Genomic DNA, 24,125 nt, shown 5'->3' on the forward strand with positions numbered 1-24,125 from the left:
TGCGGCGCCGTCCTCCACAGTGGACTGAAGTGCCAGGACGGCCGCGCCGACGCCTGAGAGGAACAGCGCCGCCGCGGCGATCACCCGGGGTCGTCCGGCGCGGGCCGACCTGCCTTCGGTCGGAGTGCGGAGTGCTTCGACGGGCGGGACCCGGGTCGCGGACCAGGCCGGGATGGCGGCCGCGAGCGTCGTGACGCCGACGCCGATCGCGAGCGCGGCGACCGTCGTGCGGGTGGTGAGCGGGACGTACACGTTCTCCTGACCCGCGACGGCCTGCAGTGCGGCGGCGACGCCGAGCCCGCCGAACAAGCCGACCACGGACGCTATCCCGCCGACGACCGCCGCCTCGGCGAGCACGCCGGCGAAGACCTGCCGTTTGCCGGCGCCGACGCAGCGGAGCAACGCCAGTTCCCGCGACCGTTGCGCCACCAGGATGGTGAACGAGTTCGTGATCACCATCGCGGCCACGACCATCGACAGTACGGCGAACGCGGTGAAGAACTCCGCCATTCCCGCCCCGTTCGGCGCGGTCTCGCGAAGCAGCTGAGCGGCGGCCTCCTTACCGGTGACCGCGGTGACTCCCAAGGCCTGCTTCAGATCTTTGGCAAGCGCGGTGGAAGCGACGCCCGGCTCGGCGCGCACGACGATCTGCCCGAAAGTCGCGCTGGGATCCAACTTTCGCAGCGTTTCCGGTGACACCACCAGATTCGCGCCGCCCAGTCCCGAGTCGGTGGGGCGGCTGAACGTCCCCGTCAGCGTCAGCGGATGCCGTCCGCCGGAGGTGTCGAACACGGTCACGGTCCGACCCACAGTGAAGTCCTCGGCGCTGTGCCGCTCCATGGCGACTTCACCAGGGCCGACGGGGAAGCGGCCGTCGGTCAGGTCATAGGGCCGCAGCCGCTCGTCGGTGCCCGACGCGGTCGCGGCGGCGTCCTTCGGCCGGCCGGTCGCGTCGAGAATCGGGGCGCTGACGGTGGCCCGGCCGTCGGCGGCGGCGACTCCGGGGATCTGGCGGACCTCGGCCAGCATCGTGTCGTCGAGTGCGACGCGGCGGGTGGAGCTGATCGACGCGTCCACGCCGCGGGTTTCGAAGGCGACGGCGTCCCGCAGCCCGGCGCCGACGGCGTCTCCGAGGACGAACGACCCGGCGACGAAGGTGACGCCGAGGGTCACGGCGATGGCCGACAGCAGCAGACGCAGCGGCCGGGCCTTGAGTCCGGCGAGGACGGTTCGCAGCATCACGCCCCCAGACCGGTGAGCGCGCCGAGTACGGCGTCGGCGGTCGGGTGGGGGATCCGCGCGGCGATCCGGCCGTCGGCCAGCAGCACCCCGTGGTCGGTGTAGGACGCCGCGATCGGGTCGTGGGTCACCATCACCACGGTCTGGCCGAGTTCGCGGACCGAGGTGCGCAGGAAACCGAGTACCTCGGCGCCGGAACGAGAATCGAGGCTTCCGGTGGGTTCGTCGGCGAACACGACGTCCGGCCTGCCGACGAGGGCGCGGGCGCAGGCCACCCGTTGCTGCTGGCCGCCGGAGAGCTCGCCCGGTTTGTGCCGCAGCCGTTGCCGCAGGCCCAGGGTGTCGACGACGGTGCCGAACCACGCCGGATCCGGGCGGCGGCCCGCGAGCCGGAGCCCGAGCAGGATGTTCTCCTCCGCCGTCATGGTCGGCAGGAGGTTGAACGACTGGAACACGAAGCCGACGCGGTCCCGGCGCAGCCTGGTCAGCGCGGCGTCGGAGAGGCCGGTCAGCTCCGTCCGTCCGATCCGCACCCGGCCACCGTCCACTGTGTCCAGACCGGCGAGGCAGTGCATGAGGGTGGATTTGCCCGAACCGGACGGTCCCATGATCGCGGTGAACCGGCCGCGCGGGAAGTCCAGCGTCACGTGGTCGAGCGCCCGCACCGCCGTGTCGCCTCGGCCATAGACCTTCACTACGTCCACCGCGCCCGCGGCGGGACCGTCCATTGTGTTCATTCCACGATCATGGCCGGGAGCACCTGAACGATTCCTGAAACAACCTGAAGAACGCTTCAGGAAGCCCGGCGGGGATCTGGGAGGATCAAGGTATGCGCGTGCTCGTGGTGGAAGACGAAAAGCGGTTGGCCGAGACCCTCCAATGGGGACTCGAGGCCGACGGCTACGCGGTCGACCTCGCCCACGACGGTCTCGAAGGCCTCGAACTAGCGCAGCTCTTCCCCTACCAGGTGATCGTGCTGGACATCATGCTGCCGAAGCTGAACGGCTACCGCGTCTGCGCGGCGCTGCGGGAGCGCGGGGTGACCACACCGATCCTCATGCTGACGGCGAAGAACGGCGAGTACGACGAGGCGGAGGCGCTCGACACCGGGGCGGACGACTACCTGAGCAAACCGTTCTCGTACGTGGTGCTCACCGCGCGGCTGCGCGCGCTCACCCGCCGGGGTGCCGCGGGCTCGGCGGGCGTACTGGAGTTCGGCGACCTCGTGCTCGACCCGGCGAAACGGACCTGTCGCCGTGCCGGGACGCCGGTGTCGTTGACCACCAAGGAGTTCTCGGTGCTGGAATGCCTGCTGCGGCACGGTGGGCAGCTGGCGACGAAGCAGGACATCCTCGAACAGGTCTGGGATCTGGCCTATCGGGGTGATCCGAACATCGTCGAGGTCTACGTGAGCGCGTTGCGGCGCAAGCTGGACGCGCCGTTCGGACGGCGCACCATCGCCACCGTCCGCGGTGCCGGATACCGGCTGGTCACCGATGAATAAGTGGTGGCCGGCGTCGGTGCGGCGGAGCACCGCGCTCTCGGCGGCGGCGCTCTGCGCGATTGTCTTCCTCCTCGGCTGGCTGGGTACCCGGGAGCTGCTGAGCGCGCAACTGTCGGGCAGCGCCGTGAGCTCGACGCGAACCCAGCTCGACAGGATGGCCGACGTCTACCCGGCCGGGCTGCCCGCGCTGACTTCGGTACTCCAAGGCGAGGCGCTGTTCGAGGTCGTCGACGATTCCGGCAGGGCCCTGGTCAGCAGCGAGAACCTGCGCCGCTGGGATCCCGCCTGGACGCCGTTGCCGCCCGCGCCCGCGGGAGCGCCCGCGAACTGGACGATCACCACGAAGGCGACACTGAAGCCCGGCGACCACCCGCAGTGGCGTGAGTATCGCGAGTACACCGTGGTGGGCAAGGTCGTCGACGACGGTCCGCGCCGCGTCACGCTCTACCTGTTCGTGCTGCCGTGGGACACGCTCCGGACGTTGGGGACCTTCGACGACACCCTGATGTTCTTCGTGCCGCTCGCGGTGCTGGTCACCGCACTGGTCGCGTGGCTCGCGGCCGGGCGGGCGCTGCGGCCGGTGGAGGCGATCCGCCGCGAACTGGCCGAGGTCAGCGGGAGCAGGCTGGACCGCCGGGTGCCGGTGCCGCCGTCCCGCGACGAGGTCGCCCGGCTGGCCACCACCACGAACGCGACCCTCGACAGGCTGCAGCGGTCGCACGATCAGCAGGAACGGTTCGTCGCCGATGCCAGCCACGAGCTCCGGAGCCCGCTGGCGAGTCTCCGGACCGGCCTGGAGGTCGCGCTCACCCATGCCGACCGCGCGGACTGGCAGGCCGTCGCCCGCCGGTCGCTGCTCGACGTCCAGCGCTTGCAGCGCATCACGGCGGATCTGCTGCAACTGGCCGTGGACGCGGGTGGTGCCCCGGACGGCGTCGTCGACCTAGCCGACGTGGTGGGGGAGCAGGTCGCCGAACGCGCGCTCGAACCCGACGGGCCGACCGTGGTGTCCTATGTGGACGGACAGGCCCCGGTCGTCGGCGAATCCGTGCAGCTGGAACGCCTTCTGCGCAACCTGCTCGACAACGCCGTGCGGCACGCGCGGTCGTCCGTCACCGTCCGGCTCCGGCGAGAAGGCGGGGAGGTGGTCCTCGAAGTGATCGACGACGGCCCCGGCATCCCCGCCGCCGACCGCGAGCGGGTCTTCGACCGCTTCGCCCGGCTCGACGACGCCCGGACCCGGGACGCGGGAGGTAGCGGACTCGGCCTCACGCTGGCCCGTGACATCGCCGTCCGGCACGGCGGATCACTGCGCGTGGAAGACAGTGAGACCGGCGCGCGACTGGTCGCCCGCGTACCCGCCAGGGGTATGTGACCAGTATCGCCCTACGATACCCCTCTGGGGTACCTTCAGGTCGTTGCGGTACCCCCCTGGGGTATGTACGGTAGGTCCCGGAGCGGCACCGGGCCGCCGGGAAAGAAGGAGAGCCACGATGAGCGAGACGACCTACACCGTCACCGGGATGACCTGCGACCACTGCGTCCGCTCGGTCATCGAAGAGGTCGCCAAGATCGACGGCGTCACCGGCGTCCTGGTCGATCTGCCGACCGGCGCCGTGACCGTCACCGGCACCCGTGAACCCGCGGCCGCGGACGTCCGCGCCGCCGTCGAAGAAGCCGGATACACGCTGACCGCCTGAGCTCCACGATCGCGGGTGGCACCCGCACTAAGGACTGCACGATGAACACAGCAGCGAAGCTCTCCGCCTACGGTGTCGCGCTCGCCCTGGTCGCCGGTGGCGGCTGGGCGGCCGGTACCGCTGTCGGTCCGTTCGCCGGCGCCGCCGGCGTGCCCGGTGGTGAGGACGCCGGGCACTCGGACACCCACAGCGGCTCTGTCGCGGAGGCCGCGCAGGTCAAGCAGGAACACGAGCCCGCCGGGCTCGCGTCGTCCAGGGGCGGCTACACCCTCACGCCCACCACCACGACGCTCACCCCGGGAACGACCGGTCCCTTCTCCTTCCGGATCCTCGGCGCCGACGGCGCGCCGGTGACCGCCTACGACGTCGAACACGAAAAGCGGATGCACCTCATCGTCGTGCGCCGCGACACCGCCGGTTTCCAGCACGTGCACCCCGAACTCGCCGCGGACGGCACGTGGACCGTGCCGCTTTCCGTACGCGAGGCGGGTGCCTATCGCGTCTTCGCCGACTTCAAACCCAGTGGGGGAGAGGCGACGACCCTGGGAGCGGACCTCTTCGCGGCCGGCGACTTCCGGCCGGCCGAATACCGGTCTTCGCACAGCGCGGAGGTCGACGGCTACCAGGTCCACCTCGACGGCGCACTCACGCCGGGCACGTCGTCGAAGGTGAAGCTGACCGTGACCAAGGACGGCCGCGACGTCACCGATCTGCAGCCGTATCTGGGCGCTTACGGGCATTTGGTCGCGCTGCGCGGCGGCGACCTCGCCTATCTGCACGTCCACCCGGACGGCGAACCCGGTGACGGCCGGACCGCACCAGGCCCCGCGGTCACCTTCTACGCCGAGGTCCCTACGGCTGGGACCTACCGGCTCTTCCTGGACTTCCAGCACCAGGGCCGGGTCCGCACCGCCGAATTCACCGTCACCACCGGGGAAGGGAGTCACCGATGAGCACGCAGACCGAGACCGCGAACGCCGAGGTCGAACTCGCGATCACCGGGATGACCTGCGCGTCGTGCGCCATGCGCATCGAGCGGAAGCTGAACAAACTCGACGGTGTCACCGCGACGGTCAACTACGCCACGGAAAAGGCGAAGGTCAGCTTCCCGGCGGACGTCGAGCCGCGGCGGCTGATCGAGCAGGTCGAGGCGGCCGGGTATTCGGCGGCTTTGCCCACGGTGGAGAAGGAAGATGCCGCAGCCGAGGAAGCCGACCCGAGCGCACCGTTGCGGCAGCGGCTGATCGGCTCGGCCGTGCTGTCGGTGCCGGTGATCCTGCTCGCGATGGTGCCGGCCTGGCAGTTCACCTACTGGCAGTGGATCTCCCTCGTGCTTGCCGCGCCGGTGATCGTGTGGGCGGCGTTCCCGTTCCACCAGGCGGCGTGGGCGAATCTGCGCCACGGCGCGGCCACCATGGACACCCTGATCTCGATGGGCACGCTGGCGGCGTTCCTGTGGTCGTTGTACGCCTTGCTGTTCGGTACCGCCGGGGAGCCGGGGATGACGCATCCCTTCGAACTGACGGTGCAGCGGATGGCCGGTGACGGCAACATCTACCTCGAGGTCGCCGCCGGCGTCACGACGTTCATCCTCGCCGGACGCTATTTCGAGGCGCGGTCCAAGCGGCAGGCCGGGGCGGCGCTGCGGGCTCTGCTCGAACTCGGCGCGAAGGACGTCGCGGTTCTGCGTGACGGCAAGGAAGTGCGCGTCCCGATCGGCGAACTCGCGGTGGGCGAGGAGTTCGTGGTGCGGCCGGGGGAGAAGATCGCGACCGACGGCGTGATCACCGAAGGCGCTTCGGCGGTCGACGCGAGCATGCTGACCGGCGAGAGCGTCCCGGTCGAGGTCGTCCCCGGCGACACGGTGGCCGGGGCGACGGTCAACGCGGGCGGCAGGCTCGTCGTCCGCGCGACCCGGGTCGGTGCCGACACGCAGCTGGCGCAGATGGCGAAGCTCGTCGAGGAGGCGCAGACCGGCAAGGCGCAGGTTCAACGGCTGGCGGACCGGGTTTCGGCGGTCTTCGTGCCGATCGTGATCGCGCTCGCCGTCGGGACGCTGATGTTCTGGCTCGGTACCGGCGGTTCGGTCGAGGCGGCGTTCACCGCGGCGGTCGCCGTGCTGATCATCGCCTGCCCGTGCGCACTGGGCCTCGCGACCCCGACCGCGCTGCTCGTGGGCACCGGACGCGGCGCGCAGCTGGGGATCCTGATCAAGGGGCCGGAGGTGCTGGAATCGACCCGCGCGGTCGACACGGTCGTCCTCGACAAGACCGGCACCGTGACCACCGGGCAGATGTCGCTGGTGGCCGTCCACGTCGCCGAAGGTGTCGACACCGAGGAGACACTACGGCTGGCGGGGGCGCTGGAGAACGCGTCGGAGCACCCGATCGCGCAGGCCATCGCCCGCGCGGCGCGGGAACGTGTCGGGGAACTCCCGGCCGTCGAAGGGTTCACCAGCCTCGAAGGCCTTGGTGTGCAAGGAGTCGTCGGCGGTTCGGCGGTCCTGGTCGGCCGGAGCGCACTGCTGGAGCAGTGGAGTCACCACCTGACGGCCGACCTGGCGGAAGCCAAGGCGGCGGAGGAGAAACTCGGCCGGACGGCGGTCGTGGTCGGCTGGGACGGCGAGGCCCGCGCGGTGCTGGTCGTCGCGGACACCGTGAAGGCGTCTTCCGCCGAGGCGATCACGCGGCTGCGCGCGCTCGGGCTGACCCCGGTGCTGCTCACCGGCGACAACGAAGCGGTGGCACGGGCGGTGGCCGCCGAGGTCGGGATCGACACGGTGATCGCCGAGGTGCTGCCGAAGGACAAGGTCGACGTCGTCAAACGGTTGCAGGGCGAGGGCAAGGTCGTGGCGATGGTCGGTGACGGCGTCAACGACGCGGCCGCGCTGGCCCAGGCCGACCTCGGCCTGGCGATGGGCACGGGCACCGACGTCGCCATCGAGGCGGGCGACCTGACCCTGGTCCGCGGCGACCTGCGGGCGGCGGTGGACGCGATCCGGCTTTCGCGGCGGACGTTGCGCACCATCAAGGGCAACCTGTTCTGGGCCTTCGCCTACAACGTCGGTGCTCTTCCGCTGGCGGCGGCGGGCCTGCTCAACCCGATGATCGCCGGTGCCGCGATGGCCTTCAGCTCGGTCTTCGTGGTGTTCAACAGCCTGCGGTTGCGGGGGTTCCGGAGCATCGCTTGACGAGGCGGACAGTTCTCCTCCAGTACGAACGCGCGTTCGTACTGGAGGGGTTCCCCGAAAACGCTCGGCGAGATCGACCACGGTTTGGCTCTGCACAAGGAGATCTTGCCCGCGTTCGCCGGGTTGCTCGCACGATCGGCTCGCCGGATACCTTCGTGGGGAAGGGAAACTCGGCAGGATTTCCGGAGATGTCGAAGCGGCGACAACGATGCTGGTCGGCGTCTGTCACGAAACCGTGCTCTCAGGCCTGTTCCCGCACGGTTCGGCGGTCGTCACCTCGGTCGCCGGTCGATGCCGTAGTGACGACGGTGCCGGCGGGTATCGCGCCTCGCCGACCTCGGGTGTCTTGTTCGCCACGGCGCCGACGGGTTGATCGCCGGATGTTCTGGGTAACCCGTTTGTGCGACTTCAGCAGCGAGGCCGTGCGAGGGGAGGGATGTCTCCATGATCAGTGTCGCGGAGCATCCGGTTCCAGGAACCTGGGTGCTCGACCTGCGGGCCACGACGCCCAAGGCGCTACCGGACATGCGGGCCTGGGTGGTCAGATGCCTTCCCGACCTCGGCGACGGCCACCGCGACGACGTCCTGCTCGCGGCCACGGAACTCGTCGCCAACGCCTACCTTCACGGTGGTGGCGCACGTCACATCCAGGTGTGGCGCGGGGTCGCGCCGTGCGCGGTCCGCATCGAGGTCGCGGACGTCAGCATCGAACAGCCACGGGCCCGCCTTTCGCAGATCGAGGATCCGCGAGGACGCGGGCTTCTGGTGGTCGACGGGGTGGCCGTTCAGTGGGGCGTCCGGCGTGAGTCGGTACGCGGCGGGAAGATCGTCTGGGCGCACATCCGCTGCGACGGCGGTTGCCCCGAAGCCCTCCCTCGCGTGCGTAGGAGACGCTCACGGAGCTGAACCGCGTCACGTCTTCGTGCGGCCCTCGATGGCGGCGCGTGCGGCCTCGACCGACTTCCGGACGACGACTTCCCGGGAATAGCCCTGCTTCGTGAAGACGCCGTCGAGGTAGAACGTGCCGTAGCCGTGCGCCTGGGTGAACAGCTGTTCCATCAGTTCGAGCCCGTCCTGCGGACGGTCGGCGACGGTCAGGCAGAGCATGACGAACTGGTCGGTCAGCCGCCGGGTCTGCTCGTGCAGCGCGGCGTGTTCCGGTCCTTGCAGGCCGTCGGCGTAGATGATGTTCATCCCGGCGCGGCGTTCGATCAGGTAGCCCGTGTACGCGCCCGCGGCCGCGGCCAGCGCGGCGACGGGGTCGCTCTCGGTCTCGATGGCGTCGTGGACCCTGTCGGCCAGCTGGCACGCGACGCTCGCGGCGATGGCCGCGAGCAGGCTCTCCTTGTCCGGGAAGTGCCGGTACGGGGCGCCGGGACTGACCTTCGCGCGCCGCGCGACCTCGGCGACCGAGAACGCGCCCAATCCCTGTTCGGCGATCAGGTCGAGCGAAACCCGCACGAGTTCGGCGCGGAGATCGCCGTGGTGGTACTTGCCGCCCATGTCGTGGATCACACCGTCCCGGTCGCGGAATATGTAAGAGCCCTCTTACGCTAGTTGTAAGTGACCTCTTACATGGTCTCACTGTTTTCTCGGAGGGTTTCATGACGACGACCACGCACGCCATCGCCGCGCCGTCCCCGGGCGCCGCACTGTCGACGACGACGATCGAGCGCCGCGACCTGCGTCCGGACGACGTGCTGATCGACATCGCGTACGCGGGGATCTGCCACAGCGACATCCACCAGGTCAAGGAGGACTGGGGCAGCGCGATCTTCCCGATGGTCCCCGGGCACGAGATCGCCGGTGTCGTCGCCGCGGTCGGCTCGGGCGTGACGAAGTACCAGGTCGGTGACCGCGTCGGGGTCGGCTGCATGGTCGACTCCTGCGGCGGGTGCGAGTACTGCCTCGCGGGCACCGAGCAGTTCTGCGTCAAGGGCAACATCCAGACCTACAACGGCGTCGGCTTCGACGGCGAGAACACCTACGGCGGCTACAGCCGTCAGATCGTCGTGAAGGGCGGGTTCGTCTGCCGGATCCCGGAGGGGATCGGCCTCGACGTCGCCGCGCCGCTGCTGTGCGCGGGCATCACCACCTACTCCCCGCTGAACCGCTGGGGCGCCGGACCGGGTAAGAAGGTCGCCGTCGTCGGCCTCGGCGGGCTGGGTCACATGGCGGTCAAGATCGCGGTCGCCATGGGCGCCGAGGTCACTGTCCTCAGCCAGAGCCTGAAGAAGCAGGAAGACGGCCTGAAGCTGGGCGCGAAGGACTACTTCGCGACCGGTGACGCGTCGACGTTCCAGACGTTGCGCGGCCGCTTCGACCTGATCCTCAACACCGTTTCGGCGACGCTGCCGGTCGACTCCTACCTCGGCATGCTGCGGGTCGGCGGCGCGATGGTGAACGTCGGCGCGCCCGGCGAACCGCTGTCGTACAACGCCTTCTCGCTCCTCGGCGGCAACAAGGTGCTCGCCGGTTCGATGATCGGCGGCATCGCCGAGACCCAGGAGATGCTCGACTTCTGCGCCGAGCACGGGATCGGCGCGGAGATCGAGACGATCTCGGCCGACCAGGTGAACGTGGCCTACGACCGGGTCGAGAACAGCGACGTGCGCTACCGGTTCGTCATCGACGCGGCGACCATCGGCGCGTAAACCCTTTCGGCGACCGGTCTTCCCCCCGAGGAAGACCGGTCGCCGCGTCACATCAGCAGTAGCGGCACCGTGTTCACGACGGTATGCGCGGCGATGGGTGCCCACAGATTCCGGTACCGGGACCACAGGTAGCCGGCGAGCAGCCCGAAGACCCCTTGGAACGCCACGATCGCGCCGAGGGTCAGCGGGAGCCCGCCTCCTTGGCCGTGTGTCGGCAGATGCAGCCAGGCGAACAGCAGCGACGCCAGCAGGATTCCCGGCCACCGGCCGAAAAGCGCCTCCAACCGGGTCTGCAGCATGCCGCGGAAGAAGACCTCTTCGAGCACGTTCGCGGTGAAAAAAGTCAGCGTTGCGCCCACGGCCAGCACCGCCGGATCCGGATAGTCGGCCGAGGTGGGCAGTGGCGCGGAGAACGGGCCGGCGAGGTGCAGCCAGCCGAACACCAGTACCGCCGGAACAGGTGCGAGCCATTGCCAGCTCCGCCGCGGCCACCACGCGGGCCGCAGCCGGAACGGATCCGGTTCCCCGCCGGGCCGTAGGTTTCGCATCAGCACCACCGGGAGGATCAGGAACACGAGCGGTTTGGCGAGCGCCCAGATGTCGCGGATCAACGCCTGATGTCCCGCGATCGAAGCCAGGAACAGCGCCAGTGGCCACACGAAGGCGATGAGCGCCAACGCCGTCGTCTGCCGGTGCAGCACGCGGCGATCGCCGACTTCGGCGAGCAGCGCGGGCGCGCGGGGCGGGATCGCGCGGATCAGCAGCATCCCCGCCAGTGCGGGAAGTACGGCACCCCAGAGCGAAAGCTCCTTGTCCGAATCGGACGAAGGCTTGATCGTGTCGTGCCCGGTCGCCAGCAGCAAGGCGGGCGCGGCGATGAACACGGCGAGCGCTCCCCAGGTCACCGCCGTCCGGGTATCGGTCTTTTCCTTCACGGGTAAAGGATCATCGAAGCGACACGAATCCGCGTCATCACTTCGGAGGACTCAGTCGGCCGCGATCACTTTTTCGAGGCTGCGTAAGCACAAAGTGAGCGCCTCGTGCTTCGGTGTCTTGTCGCGCGCCATTTCCCACGCCGTGTAGAGCAGGCTCCACAGCAGCTGCAGAAGCCATTCCTTCGTCATCGCCGGTTCGATCGTGCCTTCGGTGTGCCCACGTTCGATGAGCCGCAAGATGGCGCGGTCGTCGTCGCTCTCTTCCTGCCACTCCTGGCGGGTCATCAGATCCGGCATGGTGAAGAGCAACTGGAAGACGTCGCCGAACTCGAAATACTCCTGGCACAGCCTGGCGAGCGCGGCCGGGGCCGGACCCTCGTCGAGGCGGGCGCGTTCGGTGCCCTGGGAGATCTTGTCGAGGGCGTCGAAGCTGACGGCGTCGATGAGGTCGGAGCGCTCCGGGAAGTAGCGGTGCACGGTGGTGCGCCCGACGTTCGCCGCGGCCGCGATGTCGGCCAGGGTGGCGTTCGGTTGCCTGGTCAACGTCTCGATGGCCGCGTCCAGGATCGCGCGCCGGGTCCGCGCCCGGACGCCCGTCTCGGTGACCACACCCTCACTCATGGTCGGTACCGTACCTCGCCCACCGATTCGGAACCCATTTGACTATTTTAGAACACGCGTGTTCCATTGAGAACCATGGATACTCCACGATTGAAGGTGCTGTGGTCGTTCGCGAGACCACACAAGGGGGCACTCGCGATCGGCCTGGTGCTCGCGCTGCTCGGCTCCGCGACCGGCCTCGCCACCCCCATGGTCACGAAATGGGTGCTCGACTCGCTCGGATCCTCCGCGTCGCTCGCCGGTCCGATCCTGGCGCTGCTCGGCCTGATGCTGGTGGGGTCGCTGATCTGGCTGACGCAGTGGATCCTGCTCGGCACGATCGGCGAACGAGTGGTGCTGAAGGCGCGGGAATCGATGGTGCGGCGCTTCTTCCGCGCGACGATCCCGGCGATCACCAAACGGCCGACGGGGGAGCTGGTCACCCGGGTCACCTCGGACACCGTGCTGCTGCGAGAGGCGGCGTCGTCCAGTGTGATCGGGCTGATCAACGGCGTGGTGATGCTCATCGGCACGCTGGTGCTGATGAGCGTGCTGGACCCGGTCCTGCTGGGTACGACGGTCGCCGCGGTGGTCGTGGTGATCGCGCTGTTCGTCTGGCTCATGCCGGCCATCGCGAAGGAACAGGAGAAGGCGCAGGACCGCGTCGGCCGTCTCGGCGGTGTGCTGGAAGGCGCGCTGCGGGCGATCCGCACCGTGAAGGCCAGCCGTGCCGAGGGCAGGCTGGCCGACCGGGTCCTGGTCGACGCGGAGGCGGCCACCGTCCACGGTGTCCGCGCGGTACGGCGGGAGGCCGTCGCGTGGGTGGTGGCGTGGTCGGGCATCCAGGGCGCGATCCTGGTGATCCTCGGACTCGGCGCCTGGCGGGTCGACGCGGGACTGCTCGAAGTGTCGAGCCTGATCGCGTTCCTTCTGTACGCGTTCGCGCTGATGGAGCCGATCACCGAACTGAGCCAGAACATGACGGCGCTGCAGGCCGGGATCGCCGCGGCCGGGCGGATCCGCGAGATGGACGCCTTGGACGTCGAGGAGGACGAGGTTTCCGCTCCCGCCGTCGAGGGCGTCCAGGACGGGCCGGTGCTCGAACTGCGCGGCGTGACAGCGGGGTACGGCGGCGACCCGGCGCTGAAGGACGTGTCGCTCGCGATCCCGAGGCGCGGGCACACCGCGATCGTCGGGCCGTCCGGCGCCGGCAAGACCACGATGCTGTCGCTCATCATGCGGTTCGTGGAGCCGTCTTCGGGGAAGGTGCTGCTGGACGGGCGGGAGTACGCGGATCTGCCGTACGCCTCGGTGCGGACGCGGCTGGCCTACGTCGAGCAGGAGACGCCGATCGTGCCCGGCACGATCCGGGAGAACCTGCTCTTCACCCATCCGGACGCGACCGAGGAAGAGGTCCTGCGCGCACTCGGCGAGGTCCGGCTTTCGGACAAGATCGCGGCGCTCGACGACGGTCTGGACACCCCGCTTTCTTCGACGTCGGTGTCCGGCGGTGAACGCCAGCGAATCGCGCTGGCCAGGGCGATCCTGCGGACACCGGACGTGGTGCTGCTCGACGAGGCGACCGCGCAGGTGGACGGCCGGACCGAGAGCGCTATCCACGACTGCATCCGGCGGCGGGCCCGCGAGGGCGCGGTGGTGACGGTGGCGCACCGGCTGTCCACGGTGATCGACGCGGACACGATCGTCGTGATGGAGGCGGGCCGCGTGCGCGCGAGCGGAAGCCACGAGCATCTGCTCGCCACCGACACGCTGTACCGGGAACTGGTGGAGGCACTGCGGATCGCGGGCGACGGCGCCCCCGTTCCCGGCTGACGTCAGGCGGAGGCGGCTCGCGCGCCCGGCGGCATCTCGCGGTTGACCTCGTCGAGCCGGGTGACGACGGTCCGGCAGGGCTCGCAGCCCGCGAGGTGCGCGGTGATCAGATTCGCGCGGCGGTCCGGCACCCCGCCGCGGAGCCAGGCGCCCATGCGGCGCCGGGCTTCGCGGCAGCAAGGCGTTCCGGCGTCGGGGACCTGTGCCTGGAGGAAGGCTTGACGCAGTCCCTCGCGGGCTCGCAACGCCAGGACGGAGGCGCCGTTCGGGGACACCCCCAGCAGCGGCGCCACCACCTTCGGCGAGTCGCCCTCGGCCTCGCAGCGCCACAGCACGGTCCGCCACCGGCCGGGGAGCGCGCAGTACGCGGTCCACGCCAGCCGGGCGTTCGACCGGAGGATGACGAGTTCTTCCGCTCCGGCGGCCGCGGTGGCCTCCTCGGTCGCCGGAGCCGTTCCGTACAGCTCGACGCGGTTGCGGTGGCGGCTCCACTTGGCCACGAGATTCCGCATGGTGACGGCGAGGTACGGGCGGAGGTTCTCCCGCGGTCCGCCGCCGGCGCGGATGATGGTCAGGACGCGCACGAAGGCCTCGGCCACGAGGTCGTCCCGTTCGGTGGGCTGGGTGACCCAGCCGGCCGCGATCCGGCGGAGCGGTTCGGCGTGTCGCCGGAACAACGCCTCTCCCGCGTCGATGTCGCCGTCACGGAGGGCTTCGAGCAGCACGGCATCCGGTGCGCCGTTCTCGACGTCATCCCTCATCGCGGTCTCCCGGACGGGCCGATCCGAATACTCTCGGTGACAAAGTGAAGCCCAAAGTAACGAGTACGGTAGTGTACCGGTTAGATGGCTGCCGATAAACTCTGGGGGATGACGCCTGAAGCCGACGCGCCGCGGCCGGACGGCCGGGCGGCGCGCTGGGCGGGACAGCGGGAGCGCCGTCGACGGGAGTTCGTCGACGCGGCACTGCGCGCCATCGCCGAGCACGGACCGGAGGTCTCCACCGAACAGATCGCCGACGAGGCGGGGGTGGCGAGAACCCGGGTCTACAAGCATTTCGAGGACGCCGCCGACCTGCAACGGTCGATCGCCGACCGGGCCGTGCACCTCATCACGGCCGAGCTCGCCCCGCTGTGGGATCCGAGCGGGACGCCCATGCAGCTGATCACCGTCGCGGTGGGCGCGCACACCGGCTGGCTCGCCGAACACGGCAGCCTCTACCGCTACCTCGCGCGGCACTCCCAGGCCGGACGGCGCGGCCGCGACGCCATCACCGACGTCAGAACGGCCATCGCCCGGCAGCTCACGCTCCTGTTCGAGCACTATCTCGACACGTTCGACCTCGACGCCCGGATCGCCGAGCCACTGGCCTTCGGTCTGGTCGGGCTCGTGGACACGAGTGCCGCGCGCTGGCTGGAGAACCCGCGCGGTATCGAGCTGCCGGAGCTGGCGGGCCTGCTGGTGCGGTGGATCTGGCGGGTCATCGACGACACGCTCCGGGAGGGCGGGATCGAACTCGACCCGCACTCGCCGCTGCTCGTGCCGGACAGGTGATCACCTTGGCCGGTAGCGAATCGCGATGACGACGGTGTCGTCGGCGTGCAGCACGATGTCGAGCATCTCGGTGGCCAGGAGATCCGGGATCTTCGCGGTGGGCCGCCCGGCGTTCCGGCGCGCGGCCGCCAGCAGGCGCTCTTCGCCTTCGAGGAAGTCTTTGCGGCTTTCGACGAGACCGTCGGTGTAGATGACCAGAAGGTCGCCGTCGGCGAGGGTGCGGTGGACGAGACTGTGGCTTCCCGGGTCCGGGAAGCCGATGCCCCGGCCGGACGTCGAGGCGACGAGGAGCTCGGTCTCCCCGCCGGCGGTGGCCAGGACCGGTCGGGGATGGCTGCCGTTGGCGAAGGTGACGTCGCCGGTCGCCGGATTCAGCCGGGCGAGCAGCACGGTCGCCATGAGGTCGGGTTCGATCGTCGCCAGGGTGCGGGCGGTGTGCGCGATCAGGTCGCGGAAGGGATGGCCTTCCAGCGCCAGGGTGCGGATCGCGTGCGTGACGGTCAGGGCGTGCCTGGTCGACGTGACCCCGTGGCCGACGGCGTCGACGAGGGTGATGTGCACGTTCCCGTCGGGCAGGACGAACCAGTCGTACAGATCCCCGCCGGTCGGGGAGTCCTGCTGACTCGGCGCGTAGTGGACGGCCAGTTCGAAGGCGTCCGCTCGCGGCGGTGGCGGGCGCAGCGCGTCTTCGAGCTCACGGAAGATCACCGCGTGCGCGTTGCGAAGCTGTTCGCCCCGTTCCTCCAGTTCGACGTACATCGCGAGTACGCCGCTGTTCGTCTCCGCCAGTTCGTGCTTCAGCTCGCGCTGGTCCTTGCTGATCGCGTCGGCGCGGGCGACCAGCGCGAGCATCTCGTCCCGGGTGGCGGTCTCGTCGTCGGCCGCCACCGTCACCGGCTCGGCGCCGGTGGTGAGATGCCAGGTCAGAATCGTCCCCTCGCCCGCGGTGGGGAACAGCGGGAGGGCGTTGCGTTCCCGCTGGCCGATCGGACGGTGCGTTTCCAGCGTGATCGACAGCCTGCCGTCGGCCACGGTCGTCGAGAAGCCCGGCGCCGGGCCGGTTCCGGCCAGCAGGGTCACCGCGAGCACGAGCCTTGCCCGCTGCTCGGCGGGCACGCCGGCGGCCGCGCACGCCTCCCGCGCGAGGTGGCGCAACCGGCCGGTGTGATCGTCTGTCACAGGAGTCCCTTTCCCGGACCGAAGGCGATCAACGCGGCGTCGTCGCGGAGGTCGCGGTGGCGTTGGGCGAGATCGGCGGCGAGGAGCGTGAGGGACGGGACCGCCCCGAGCGCCACGGGACCGCGCCAGCCGGTGCCGATCCCGTCGGTGTGCAGGACGACGAGTTCGTGGCCGGTCAGCGGCACCGTCCGCACGCGGACGACGGGAAGGGTGAAGCCGACGATGCCGGGGATGCTGAGCAGCGGATGCGACTGCCCCGGCGTCAGCACGAGGCCGCCGATGTTGCCGACGCCGCAGAAGTCGAGCGTTCCTTCGGAGGTCCGGGCGAGTGCGACCGCCGCGCCGCGGGTCTGCCGCAGCGCCCGGTGCATCGCGTTGAGGTGTTCGGGCAGCGGCCGGTCCGGATCGCGGCGGAAGACGGCGATCGCGGCTTCGGCGGCGTCGCTCGCTTCCGGGCCGTGGCCGAGCCCGTCCACGACGACGGCGGTGCGTGCCCCGGGCATCGCCGAGACGGCCAGCGCGTCACCGCACCGGTCCTCGCCCTCGCGCGGGAGCCGGAAGTGGGCGAGGTCGACCGCCTGGTGACCCGGGGCGAGGATCCGGGCGGCCGCGACCGTGCCATCACCCGCCGCCGACCGGATGCGGAACTCGGTCGCGAGCCTGCCGACGGCGCCGAGCCCGGTCCCCAGCGTCTCGGTCGTGGTGTGGCCGTCGACCCGCCAATGGTCCAGATCCGCCATCCCCGGGCCGCTGTCCACGGCGTAGACCTCCACACCCGGGCCGGCGAGCGAGCGCTGGACGAAGACGGCGCCGTCGGTGGCGTGCTTGTCGAGGTTGCTCGCGAGTTCCGAAGTGACCACGGCGGCGCGTTCGGCGATGACCTCCGGCAGGCCCGCTTCGGCCGCGACCTCGCGAGCCGCGCGCGTCGCGGCGTAGACCGCGCTGATGTGGTCGATGTGGATGAAGCGGGTGAGCGACGCTTCGGCCAGGTTCATGGCTTCCAGCGGACGACGGTGACCGTCGTGCCCTCGCCGGGGGCGGTGTCGATGGTGAACTCGTCCATCAGCCGCCGGGTGCCGCCGAGGCCGTGCCCGAGGCCGGCGCCGGTGCTGAATCCGTCGGCCATGGCCTGTTCGACGTCCTCGATGCCCGGTCCTTCGTCGCGTACGGACAGGGCGAGCCCCACCCGCCCGTGAGCGTCCCGAACGGCGGTGACCGTCATCGTGCCGCCACCGCCGTGGATGTAGGCGTTCCGCACCAGTTCGCTCGCGGCGGTCACGATCTTGGTCTGGTCGACGATCGAGAAGCCGGCCGCGACCGCGTCGGCCCGTACCGCGTGCCGCGCGGTGAGGAGGTCCTCTTCGGCACGAACGGCGTGTTCGCGCGCGGGGACGTCCCGGTCCGGGTCGGTGAGTTCGTCAGGAAGCACGAGGCGCCTCTTCGGCGGCCTCAGTGGGTCGGCGCCACCCCAGGAGTTCCATGGCCTGTTCGGCGTTGAGCGCGGTTTGGACGCCGGTGAGCCGCAGGCCCAGTTCGGACAGGGTGATCGCGACGGCGGGGCGCATCCCGGCGACGATCATCCGGGCGCCGAGGAGCCGCCCGGTGGCGGCCAGTTCCATCAGGACGCGTGCGACGAAGGAATCGATGATCTCCAGCCGGGAGATGTCGAGGATGACCCCGCGGATGCCTTCGTCGGCGATCCGGCCGGTGAGTTCGCCGGTGAACTCCAGCGCGGTCGTGTCGTCGAGGTCGCTGAGCAGTCCGCTGATCAGGATGTCCCCGAGCCGAAGGATCGGCAGGCCGGCCCGGGGATTCACCCGGTCACCACGCCGGTCCGGGCGGGTTCGTCGATCAACTTCATCGCCGCGGCCAGCGCGTCGGCGAGCGAACCGCGGGTCACGATATGCGACAGGTCGATGCCGAGCTGGGTGACGGTCTGCGCGATCGACGGCCGGACGCCGCTGATCAGGCATTCCGCGCCCATCAGCCGGACCGCGCTGACCGTCTGCAGCAGATGCTGCGCGACCGCGGTGTCCACAGTGGACACGCCGGTGATGTCGATGATCGCCACTCGCGCCTCGTGGGCCTGGATCGCCTCGAGAAGGCTGCTCATCACCACTTGCGTGCGAGCACTGTCGAGGGTCCCGATCAGGGGCACCGCCAATACCTGCCGCCACAGGCGCACCACCGGGGTGGACAGTTCCAGCATCTGCTGGTGCTGGCGGCGGATTATCTCTTCCCGCCCCTCGACGTAGACCGAGAAGGTGAGCAGGCCTGCCGCGTCGAGAAGCCGGTTGACCTGCAGCGAAGCGTGATAGCGGATCGCGAGGTCTTCGGTGTGCTGTTCGACCGCGGCGAGTGTGGTGCGCTTCAGTGCGAGGATCGCCAGCGCGGTCGCCGTCGGCGCGGCACCCGCGCGGGCGCGTCGTTCGGACAGGCCCCGCAGCGCGGCGCGGACGGCTTCGTCGCGGTCGACGATCCGCTCCAGCGGGATTTCGGTACCGAGGGCCTCGCGGAGGGCTTCGAGCAGTTCCTTCGCCTCGCGCCGCAGGTCCTGCTCGCCGGTCCAGGCCGGCGAATCCGTCAGCTGCCACCGGACCCAGTCGTCGACGAGGCCCTCTTGGTCCGCGTCGAAGATCCGTGAAAGCAGGTCCCGGACCACGGAGTCCTCGGTCCCCTGCACCACACCTCCAGGGCGTTGGGCGCGACCGGCGATGGCCACGACAGTTGTCATATGACAACAGTGACCTTACGTCAGTGGTGAAGGAGACACAGCCCGGGCTTCAGAACCTCGCCGCTTCGCTGAACTCGTGGAGACCGGTGGCGAGTGCGGCCCTGGCGTCCGGGGTGAGTTTCGCCAGCACCGATTCCAGGCTTTCGCGACGCCGTGCCCGCAGGTCACGGAGGTAGGCGCGGCCGCGGTCACTGAGCCGCAGCGTCAGTTCGCGACGGCTGTGCGTACTCGGGAGCCGTTCGACGAAGCCGACCGCTTCGAGACGGTCGCACAGGCGGCTCACCAGCGGCGGGGTCGATCCGAGCAGTTCGGCGAGAGCGCGCAGGTTCAGCCCGTCGTGGTGATCGAGCGCCACGACGGCACGCACCTGGGACGTCGACAGCGGACGCGGTGACGCCTCGCGAGCCCGCTCGAACATGATCTCGAGCAGTTCGGCCGTCTCGGTCACCGCCGCCGCCACCGTTTCGGTGCCGTCGGGGGAGGAGGACCGATTCACGACACCCACTCTCGCATCCTTATGCTGAACTGTCAGCCCAGCTCACCGCGGCACGCCCTCCGGCCGGTCCGCTCGCGCGGTGCCGACCCGATACGCCGGTGTCCGCCAGGACGCCGGTTTCGTTGCGTGTGAGAGGCGATGGAAGTGGACAGATCCCTGGCGGTCGAACGGATCCTGAGAGGCGTCCAGCCGCATCAGTTGCTCGATGGACTGCGTTCGGCGCTCCGGGAGCATTTCGGCGCACTGACGGTCGACCTGTTGATGGCCGACTACAGCCTCACGGAGCTGTGCCGGGTGACCGTGCTGCCGTACACCACCGATCCGGTGCCGATGGCCGGGACGCCCGCCGGTGAGGCCTTCACTTCGCAAGGGGCGACCTTCGAGAACGTCGAGGACGGCGTACGCGCCTACCTCCCGGTCTCCGTGCGAGGCGACCGTCTCGGCGTCCTCGTCGTCGATCTGCCCGAAGAGCAGGAACCGCCGGTGTGGGCCGAACTCGGCCGGTTCGCCGAAGCCCTCGCGCACGAGGTCTTCGTCGCCGACCGCGACACCGATCTCTACGTGCAGGCGCGCCGGTCGTCCAGGCTCACGCTCGCCGCCGAGATGCAATGGCAGCTCCTGCCCGGGCGCGCGTGTACCCGCCCCGAGTTCGCTCTCGGCGGTCAGCTGGAACCCGCGTACGCCATCTACGGCGACTGCTTCGACTGGTCGGCGTCGGCGCGGAAACTGTCGGTCACGCTGGTGAACGGCATGGGGGAGGGCAGTGGCGCTGCCCTGCTGACCAACCTCGCCGTCAACGCCCTGCGCAACGCCAGGCGGGCGGGGATCGGGCTGGACACCCAGGCCGAACTCGCCGACCAGGCCCTCTACGCGCAATACCGCGGGCAGGAATACGTCGCGACCCTCCTGCTGGAATTCGATCTCGCGACCGGTGAGATCGACGCGGTCGACGCCGGGTCACCCCGCCTGTGGCGGCTGCGCGACGGCAAGGCCGAACGCGTCGCCTTCGACGAACAGCTTCCGCTCGGCACGTTCGAGGACACCTCGTACACCGTCGAACGGCTGCAAGCCCTGCCCGGCGACCGCTTCGTGTTCGTCAGCGACGGTGTTTACAACGCTGCGGGCGCGTACGGAGAGCTCTACGGCGATCGCGAACTGGCGGAAGCCGTCGTCGCGACCGCCGAACAGCCGGCCGCGCACGTCCCTCGGGCGGTCCTCGCCGAGCTGGCCGAGCACCGCGGCGGCGGGCCCGCGGCCGACGACGCGATGGTCGTGTGTCTCGATTGGTTCGGGCCGAACCCGGGGGCCGACGGCGATCTCGGAGTGGCCGCCGGAGCCTGACCGGACGTCGCGTGTTCAGGATGTGGGAGCGGGAATGAAAGCCCGTCCGGCGATGTCGCAGCCGTCATGGTCATTCCTGTCGACGATCCCACCTGGGCATCCCTGACCGGTCCGCACGCGCACTTCGCCGAACGCTCCGGCCAGGTGTTGCGCTACCCGGTCGATGTCGCTCCTTTCTTCGCTCTGCCACCGGAACCGGACGACGGCGTATGGGACGACGTCGCGGCGCTGGCCGGGCCGGGCGAGACGGTCACCGTCCACAACTCCCTTCCCGTCCCGGCCGGCTGGGAGGTCCTCGGCAGGATCGCCGGGGTCCGGCTGGTCGACGTCGCGCTCGAAGCACGCGAAGACGCCGAAGCCGTCCGGCTGGGTCCCGACGACGTGCCGGAGATGCTGGACCTCGTCGAACGCACCAAACCTGGACCGTTCCGGCAGCGGACCATCGAATTGGGGACATATCTGGGAATCCGGCGTGGCGGCGCGCTGATCGCGATGGCGGGGGAGCGGCTGCACCCGCCCGGCTGGACCGAGATCAGCGCCGTCTGCACCGACCCGGCCTACCGCGGCCAGGGCCTCGCGACCCGCCTGATCCGTGCGGTGGCGGCGGGAATCCGGGAGCGTGGCGAGCGGCCGATGATGCACGCGGCGGCGGCCAACACCTCGGCCATCCGCCTGTACCTCTCGATCGGCTTCGAACTCGTGCCGCGGCCGGACTTCGTCTCGGTCCGCGTTCCCGGGGGCGTCGCGGCCGGCGTCCTCACCGGCTCAGCGCGCGATACCGCTTAGCCGCCAGCGGCAGGAAGATCGCCGTGAGCACGGCTGGCCAGAGGAGGGCGAGCACGACCGAATGCGTGCTCGCCCAGTCGGTCGCGCCCCAGGTCGGGTTGCCGAACAGGTCCCGGATCGCGGTCGCGGTGGCGGACAACGGATTCCACGTGCCGATCGTGCCGAGCCAGCCCGGCATGGTCGACGGCGAGACGAACGCGCTCGAAAGGAAACCGACCGGCCAGACCAGGATCTGCACGGCGACGGCCGACTCCGGCGTCTTCAGCAGCAGGCCGAGGTAGATCCCCACCCAGGTGAAGGCGAACCGCAGCCACAGCAGCAAACCGAACGCGGCCAGCGCCGGCAGGAGGCCGCGTTCCGGCGTCCACCCCACCAGCAGCCCGGTCACCACCATGACCGCGAGGCCGACGACGGCGTTGAGCAGATCGGCCATCCCGCGCCCGGCGAGGACCGCCGTCGCGGTGACCGGCATGGCGCGGATCCGTTCGGTGACGCCTTTCGCGGTGTCCGTGGTGACGGCCACGACCATGGCCTCCAGGCCGAACAGCATCGTCATCGCGAACATGCCGGGGATGAGGAAGTCCAGGTAGTCCCCGTCGGGAACGGCCATCGCGCCGCCGAAGAGGTAGCCGAACATCAGCACCATCAGGACGGGGAACAGGAAGCCGACCAGGATCGAGCCGGGCCGTTGCCGCCAGTGCAGCAGGATGCGGCCGGTGAGGGCGGCGGTGTCGGTGATCGCGGTCATCGGGGCTCCCCGGTGGTCGTGGCGTGGCCGGTGAGGTGGAGGAAGACCTCGTCGAGGGTGGGTTTGCGGGTGACGGTTTCGACGCGGTCGGGCCCGACCTTCGCCTTGAGTTCGTCCGGGGTGCCCGCCGCGACGACGCGGCCCGCGTCGATGACGGCGATCTGATCTGCCAGCTGATCCGCCTCCTCCAGGTACTGCGTGGTCAGCAGCACCGTCGTCCCGGAGCCGACTAGGTCCTTGATCGAAGCCCAGACCTCTATGCGGGCCCGCGGGTCCAGTCCGGTGGTCGGTTCGTCGAGGAACAGCACCGGCGGCGAGAGGATCAGGCTGGTCGCCAAGTCCAGCTTCCGCCGCATCCCGCCGGAGTACGCGGCGACGGGCTTTCCCGCCGCCTCGGTGAGGTCGAATCGTTCGAGGAGTTCGTCCGCCCGGCGTTTCGCCGCCGCGGCCTTCAGGTGGTAGAGCTTCGCGAACAGCACGAGGTTCTGACGGCCGGTGAGGATCTCGTCCACCGAGGCGTTCTGCCCGACCAGGCCGATCCGGTACCGCACCGACTTGGGGTCGGCGAGGACGTCGTGCCCCGCGACGCGGGCCTTCCCGCTGTCCGGGCGCAGCAGGGTGCTCAGAATCCGCACGGCCGTGGTCTTCCCGGCCCCGTTCGGGCCGAGCAGGCCGCAGACCGTGCCGGCCGCGACGGTGAGCCCGAACCCGTCCAGCGCCACCTTGTCCCGATACCGCTTGCGCAGGTCGACGGCTTCGAGCGCCGCTTCTTCGTATGGCATACGGAGAAGCGTAGCACGGACTTCGTACGGGTTACGGAGTAAGTCGCCTATGATGGCGCCATGACGGAGATCAACGGCGGCGATCCGGCCCGGACGATCGCGACGTTGTGGGGTACCCGGCAACTACCGCGGCGCGGGCCGAAACACACGTTGACCAGCGAACAGGTGATCGCCGCCGCCGTCCGGCTCGCCGATGGCGACCAGGACCTCGCCACCCTCTCGATGCGCCGGGTCGCCGAGTCGCTGGGTGTCGGCACGATGTCGCTCTACACCTACATCGCGTCCCGCGAGGAACTCCTCGAAGCGATGCTCGACAAGGTCTACGGCGAGGCGGTGCGGGAACTCGGCGAACCCGGCGAACAAGATTGGGCGGACGGGTTGCGGGAGGTCGCGCGGGTGAACTGGGACCTCTGCCTGCGGCATCCGTGGGTGTTGCAGGTGTTCACCGGGCGCCCGCCGCTCGGGCCCCAGTCGATCGCGAAATACGAACGCGAACTCGCCGTCGTCGAAGGCCTCGGCCTCACCGACGTCGAGATGGATTCGGTGCTCACCCTGGTGCACGACCACGTCCAGGGTGTCGCGCGCCGCCGGGTCGAGGCCGATCGCGCGGTCCGCCGCACCGGGATGGACGACGAGCAGTGGTGGGCCAAGGCCGGCCCGTCACTCGCCGAGGTCTTCGATCCCGAGCGCTTCCCGCTCGCCGCGCGCGTCGGGCAGGCGGCGGGGGAGGCGCACAACGCGGCGCACAATCCCGAGCACGCCTACGAGTTCGGGCTGGCCCGGCTGCTCGAAGGAGTGGCCGCGCTTGTGAAGACACGCTAACGAGGGATTTCAGAAACTCGCGATGGACT

At 70.1% G+C, this 24,125-nt stretch carries 26 protein-coding genes; 12 read left to right on the forward strand and 14 right to left on the reverse strand.

Annotation, left to right across the window (positions count from 1 at the left end; all coding sequences use genetic code 11):
- Together H5J31_RS30065 and H5J31_RS30070 are read right to left on the reverse strand one after the other, a co-directional pair.
- The coding region (locus H5J31_RS30065) for an ABC transporter permease (RefSeq protein ID WP_181776036.1) at positions 1–1,239 on the reverse strand (1,239 nt) is incomplete at its 3' end.
- Positions 1,239–1,967, reverse strand: coding sequence for an ABC transporter ATP-binding protein (locus tag H5J31_RS30070; protein WP_181776074.1), 729 nt, complete (start codon positions 1,965–1,967; stop codon positions 1,239–1,241). The genes H5J31_RS30065 and H5J31_RS30070, both read right to left, overlap by 1 nt.
- Before the next feature lie 101 nt (positions 1,968–2,068).
- Between H5J31_RS30070 and H5J31_RS30075 the strand changes: the two genes are divergently transcribed.
- The 6 genes from H5J31_RS30075 (at position 2,069) to H5J31_RS30100 (ending at position 8,539) form a co-directional block, all read left to right on the forward strand.
- Complete coding sequence (locus tag H5J31_RS30075; protein ID WP_181776037.1) at positions 2,069–2,743, forward strand: response regulator transcription factor; 675 nt, start codon at positions 2,069–2,071, stop codon at positions 2,741–2,743.
- Between the two features lie 16 nt (positions 2,744–2,759).
- On the forward strand, positions 2,760–4,118 hold the full coding sequence (locus H5J31_RS30080; RefSeq protein ID WP_328701651.1) for a sensor histidine kinase: 1,359 nt from the start codon (positions 2,760–2,762) through the stop codon (positions 4,116–4,118).
- 118 nt (positions 4,119–4,236) lie between these two features.
- Positions 4,237–4,443, forward strand: coding sequence for a heavy-metal-associated domain-containing protein (locus tag H5J31_RS30085; protein WP_181776039.1), 207 nt, complete (start codon positions 4,237–4,239; stop codon positions 4,441–4,443).
- 41 nt (positions 4,444–4,484) lie between these two features.
- Entirely contained in the window at positions 4,485–5,396 is a 912-nt protein-coding gene (locus H5J31_RS30090; RefSeq protein ID WP_181776040.1) for a hypothetical protein, read from the forward strand.
- Positions 5,393–7,633 (forward strand): heavy metal translocating P-type ATPase, encoded by a 2,241-nt coding sequence (locus H5J31_RS30095; protein ID WP_181776041.1) that lies wholly within the window; start codon positions 5,393–5,395, stop codon positions 7,631–7,633. Before H5J31_RS30090 ends, H5J31_RS30095 begins: the two co-directional genes overlap by 4 nt.
- A gap of 444 nt (positions 7,634–8,077) precedes the next feature.
- Complete coding sequence (locus H5J31_RS30100; RefSeq protein ID WP_181776042.1) at positions 8,078–8,539, forward strand: ATP-binding protein; 462 nt, start codon at positions 8,078–8,080, stop codon at positions 8,537–8,539.
- Between the two features lie 6 nt (positions 8,540–8,545).
- On the opposite strand, the gene H5J31_RS30105 is transcribed toward H5J31_RS30100, so the two are convergent.
- Positions 8,546–9,148 (reverse strand): TetR/AcrR family transcriptional regulator, encoded by a 603-nt coding sequence (locus H5J31_RS30105; RefSeq protein ID WP_181776043.1) that lies wholly within the window; start codon positions 9,146–9,148, stop codon positions 8,546–8,548.
- A gap of 89 nt (positions 9,149–9,237) precedes the next feature.
- Between H5J31_RS30105 and H5J31_RS30110 the strand changes: the two genes are divergently transcribed.
- A complete protein-coding gene (locus H5J31_RS30110) occupies positions 9,238–10,287 on the forward strand; it encodes an NAD(P)-dependent alcohol dehydrogenase (RefSeq protein WP_181776044.1) in 1,050 nt (349 codons plus the stop codon).
- A gap of 47 nt (positions 10,288–10,334) precedes the next feature.
- On the opposite strand, the gene H5J31_RS40470 is transcribed toward H5J31_RS30110, so the two are convergent.
- Both H5J31_RS40470 and H5J31_RS30120 read right to left on the reverse strand, forming a co-directional pair.
- On the reverse strand, positions 10,335–11,222 hold the full coding sequence (locus H5J31_RS40470) for a CPBP family intramembrane glutamic endopeptidase (RefSeq protein WP_181776045.1): 888 nt from the start codon (positions 11,220–11,222) through the stop codon (positions 10,335–10,337).
- A 51-nt stretch (positions 11,223–11,273) separates the two neighbouring features.
- Positions 11,274–11,843 (reverse strand): TetR/AcrR family transcriptional regulator, encoded by a 570-nt coding sequence (locus H5J31_RS30120; protein WP_181776046.1) that lies wholly within the window; start codon positions 11,841–11,843, stop codon positions 11,274–11,276.
- A 75-nt stretch (positions 11,844–11,918) separates the two neighbouring features.
- Here H5J31_RS30120 and H5J31_RS30125 point away from each other — a divergent pair, with 75 nt between their 5' ends.
- Positions 11,919–13,655: an ABC transporter ATP-binding protein gene (locus H5J31_RS30125; RefSeq protein ID WP_236005474.1), complete on the forward strand. Its 1,737-nt coding sequence runs from the start codon at positions 11,919–11,921 to the stop codon at positions 13,653–13,655.
- A 2-nt stretch (positions 13,656–13,657) separates the two neighbouring features.
- Here H5J31_RS30125 and H5J31_RS30130 read toward each other — a convergent pair whose 3' ends face one another.
- The gene (locus H5J31_RS30130; RefSeq protein WP_181776047.1) at positions 13,658–14,416 is read right to left on the reverse strand and encodes a sigma-70 family RNA polymerase sigma factor; all 759 of its coding nucleotides are present in this window, start codon (positions 14,414–14,416) and stop codon (positions 13,658–13,660) included.
- Positions 14,417–14,524: 108 nt separating this feature from the next.
- Between H5J31_RS30130 and H5J31_RS30135 the strand changes: the two genes are divergently transcribed.
- Complete coding sequence (locus tag H5J31_RS30135) at positions 14,525–15,208, forward strand: TetR/AcrR family transcriptional regulator (RefSeq protein WP_181776048.1); 684 nt, start codon at positions 14,525–14,527, stop codon at positions 15,206–15,208.
- Here the strand turns inward: H5J31_RS30135 and H5J31_RS30140 are convergent, their stop codons facing one another.
- The 6 genes from H5J31_RS30140 to H5J31_RS30165 form a co-directional block, all read right to left on the reverse strand.
- Positions 15,209–16,387, reverse strand: a complete 1,179-nt coding sequence (locus H5J31_RS30140) for a PP2C family protein-serine/threonine phosphatase (protein ID WP_181776049.1) — start codon at positions 16,385–16,387, stop codon at positions 15,209–15,211. It lies immediately after the preceding gene.
- Positions 16,384–17,382 (reverse strand): ATP-binding protein, encoded by a 999-nt coding sequence (locus tag H5J31_RS30145; protein WP_181776050.1) that lies wholly within the window; start codon positions 17,380–17,382, stop codon positions 16,384–16,386. The genes H5J31_RS30140 and H5J31_RS30145 overlap by 4 nt, the downstream gene beginning before the upstream one ends.
- A complete protein-coding gene (locus H5J31_RS30150) occupies positions 17,379–17,816 on the reverse strand; it encodes an anti-sigma regulatory factor (RefSeq protein ID WP_181776051.1) in 438 nt (145 codons plus the stop codon). Before H5J31_RS30150 ends, H5J31_RS30145 begins: the two co-directional genes overlap by 4 nt.
- A complete protein-coding gene (locus H5J31_RS30155) occupies positions 17,806–18,204 on the reverse strand; it encodes an STAS domain-containing protein (RefSeq protein WP_181776052.1) in 399 nt (132 codons plus the stop codon). Before H5J31_RS30155 ends, H5J31_RS30150 begins: the two co-directional genes overlap by 11 nt.
- The gene (locus H5J31_RS30160; protein WP_181776076.1) at positions 18,201–19,070 is read right to left on the reverse strand and encodes an STAS domain-containing protein; all 870 of its coding nucleotides are present in this window, start codon (positions 19,068–19,070) and stop codon (positions 18,201–18,203) included. The genes H5J31_RS30155 and H5J31_RS30160 overlap by 4 nt, the downstream gene beginning before the upstream one ends.
- Positions 19,071–19,170: 100 nt before the next feature.
- Positions 19,171–19,626: a MarR family transcriptional regulator gene (locus H5J31_RS30165; protein WP_181776053.1), complete on the reverse strand. Its 456-nt coding sequence runs from the start codon at positions 19,624–19,626 to the stop codon at positions 19,171–19,173.
- 135 nt (positions 19,627–19,761) lie between these two features.
- On the opposite strand from H5J31_RS30165, the gene H5J31_RS30170 reads away from it, so the two are divergent.
- Both H5J31_RS30170 and H5J31_RS30175 read left to right on the forward strand, forming a co-directional pair.
- Positions 19,762–20,958 (forward strand): PP2C family protein-serine/threonine phosphatase, encoded by a 1,197-nt coding sequence (locus H5J31_RS30170; protein ID WP_181776054.1) that lies wholly within the window; start codon positions 19,762–19,764, stop codon positions 20,956–20,958.
- A 66-nt stretch (positions 20,959–21,024) separates the two neighbouring features.
- On the forward strand, positions 21,025–21,744 hold the full coding sequence (locus H5J31_RS30175) for a GNAT family N-acetyltransferase (RefSeq protein WP_181776055.1): 720 nt from the start codon (positions 21,025–21,027) through the stop codon (positions 21,742–21,744).
- On the opposite strand, the gene H5J31_RS30180 is transcribed toward H5J31_RS30175, so the two are convergent.
- Entirely contained in the window at positions 21,716–22,492 is a 777-nt protein-coding gene (locus tag H5J31_RS30180; RefSeq protein WP_181776056.1) for an ABC transporter permease, read from the reverse strand. The genes H5J31_RS30175 and H5J31_RS30180 overlap by 29 nt on opposite strands.
- Positions 22,489–23,274, reverse strand: a complete 786-nt coding sequence (locus H5J31_RS30185) for an ABC transporter ATP-binding protein (protein WP_181776057.1) — start codon at positions 23,272–23,274, stop codon at positions 22,489–22,491. The genes H5J31_RS30180 and H5J31_RS30185 overlap by 4 nt, the downstream gene beginning before the upstream one ends.
- A gap of 60 nt (positions 23,275–23,334) precedes the next feature.
- On the opposite strand from H5J31_RS30185, the gene H5J31_RS30190 reads away from it, so the two are divergent.
- A complete protein-coding gene (locus H5J31_RS30190) occupies positions 23,335–24,096 on the forward strand; it encodes a TetR/AcrR family transcriptional regulator (RefSeq protein ID WP_181776058.1) in 762 nt (253 codons plus the stop codon).
- Positions 24,097–24,125: the final 29 nt, after the last annotated feature.

The organism is Amycolatopsis pittospori, assembly GCF_013870525.1.
Taxonomy (GTDB): domain Bacteria; phylum Actinomycetota; class Actinomycetes; order Mycobacteriales; family Pseudonocardiaceae; genus Amycolatopsis; species Amycolatopsis pittospori.

Bases quoted from the DNA above. Each gene is read 5' to 3' on its own strand.
- H5J31_RS30070 (WP_181776074.1), bottom strand. From the start codon at position 1,967: ATGGACGGTCCCGCCGCGGGCGCGGTGGACGTAGTGAAGGTCTATGGC.
- H5J31_RS30075 (WP_181776037.1), top strand. From the start codon at position 2,069: ATGCGCGTGCTCGTGGTGGAAGACGAAAAGCGGTTGGCCGAGACCCTC.
- H5J31_RS30085 (WP_181776039.1), top strand. From the start codon at position 4,237: ATGAGCGAGACGACCTACACCGTCACCGGGATGACCTGCGACCACTGC.
- H5J31_RS30090 (WP_181776040.1), top strand. From the start codon at position 4,485: ATGAACACAGCAGCGAAGCTCTCCGCCTACGGTGTCGCGCTCGCCCTG.
- H5J31_RS30095 (WP_181776041.1), top strand. From the start codon at position 5,393: ATGAGCACGCAGACCGAGACCGCGAACGCCGAGGTCGAACTCGCGATC.
- H5J31_RS30100 (WP_181776042.1), top strand. From the start codon at position 8,078: ATGATCAGTGTCGCGGAGCATCCGGTTCCAGGAACCTGGGTGCTCGAC.
- H5J31_RS30110 (WP_181776044.1), top strand. From the start codon at position 9,238: ATGACGACGACCACGCACGCCATCGCCGCGCCGTCCCCGGGCGCCGCA.
- H5J31_RS30120 (WP_181776046.1), bottom strand. From the start codon at position 11,843: ATGAGTGAGGGTGTGGTCACCGAGACGGGCGTCCGGGCGCGGACCCGG.
- H5J31_RS30125 (WP_236005474.1), top strand. From the start codon at position 11,919: ATGGATACTCCACGATTGAAGGTGCTGTGGTCGTTCGCGAGACCACAC.
- H5J31_RS30130 (WP_181776047.1), bottom strand. From the start codon at position 14,416: ATGAGGGATGACGTCGAGAACGGCGCACCGGATGCCGTGCTGCTCGAA.
- H5J31_RS30135 (WP_181776048.1), top strand. From the start codon at position 14,525: ATGACGCCTGAAGCCGACGCGCCGCGGCCGGACGGCCGGGCGGCGCGC.
- H5J31_RS30145 (WP_181776050.1), bottom strand. From the start codon at position 17,382: ATGAACCTGGCCGAAGCGTCGCTCACCCGCTTCATCCACATCGACCAC.
- H5J31_RS30175 (WP_181776055.1), top strand. From the start codon at position 21,025: ATGGTCATTCCTGTCGACGATCCCACCTGGGCATCCCTGACCGGTCCG.
- H5J31_RS30180 (WP_181776056.1), bottom strand. From the start codon at position 22,492: ATGACCGCGATCACCGACACCGCCGCCCTCACCGGCCGCATCCTGCTG.
- H5J31_RS30185 (WP_181776057.1), bottom strand. From the start codon at position 23,274: ATGCCATACGAAGAAGCGGCGCTCGAAGCCGTCGACCTGCGCAAGCGG.
- H5J31_RS30190 (WP_181776058.1), top strand. From the start codon at position 23,335: ATGACGGAGATCAACGGCGGCGATCCGGCCCGGACGATCGCGACGTTG.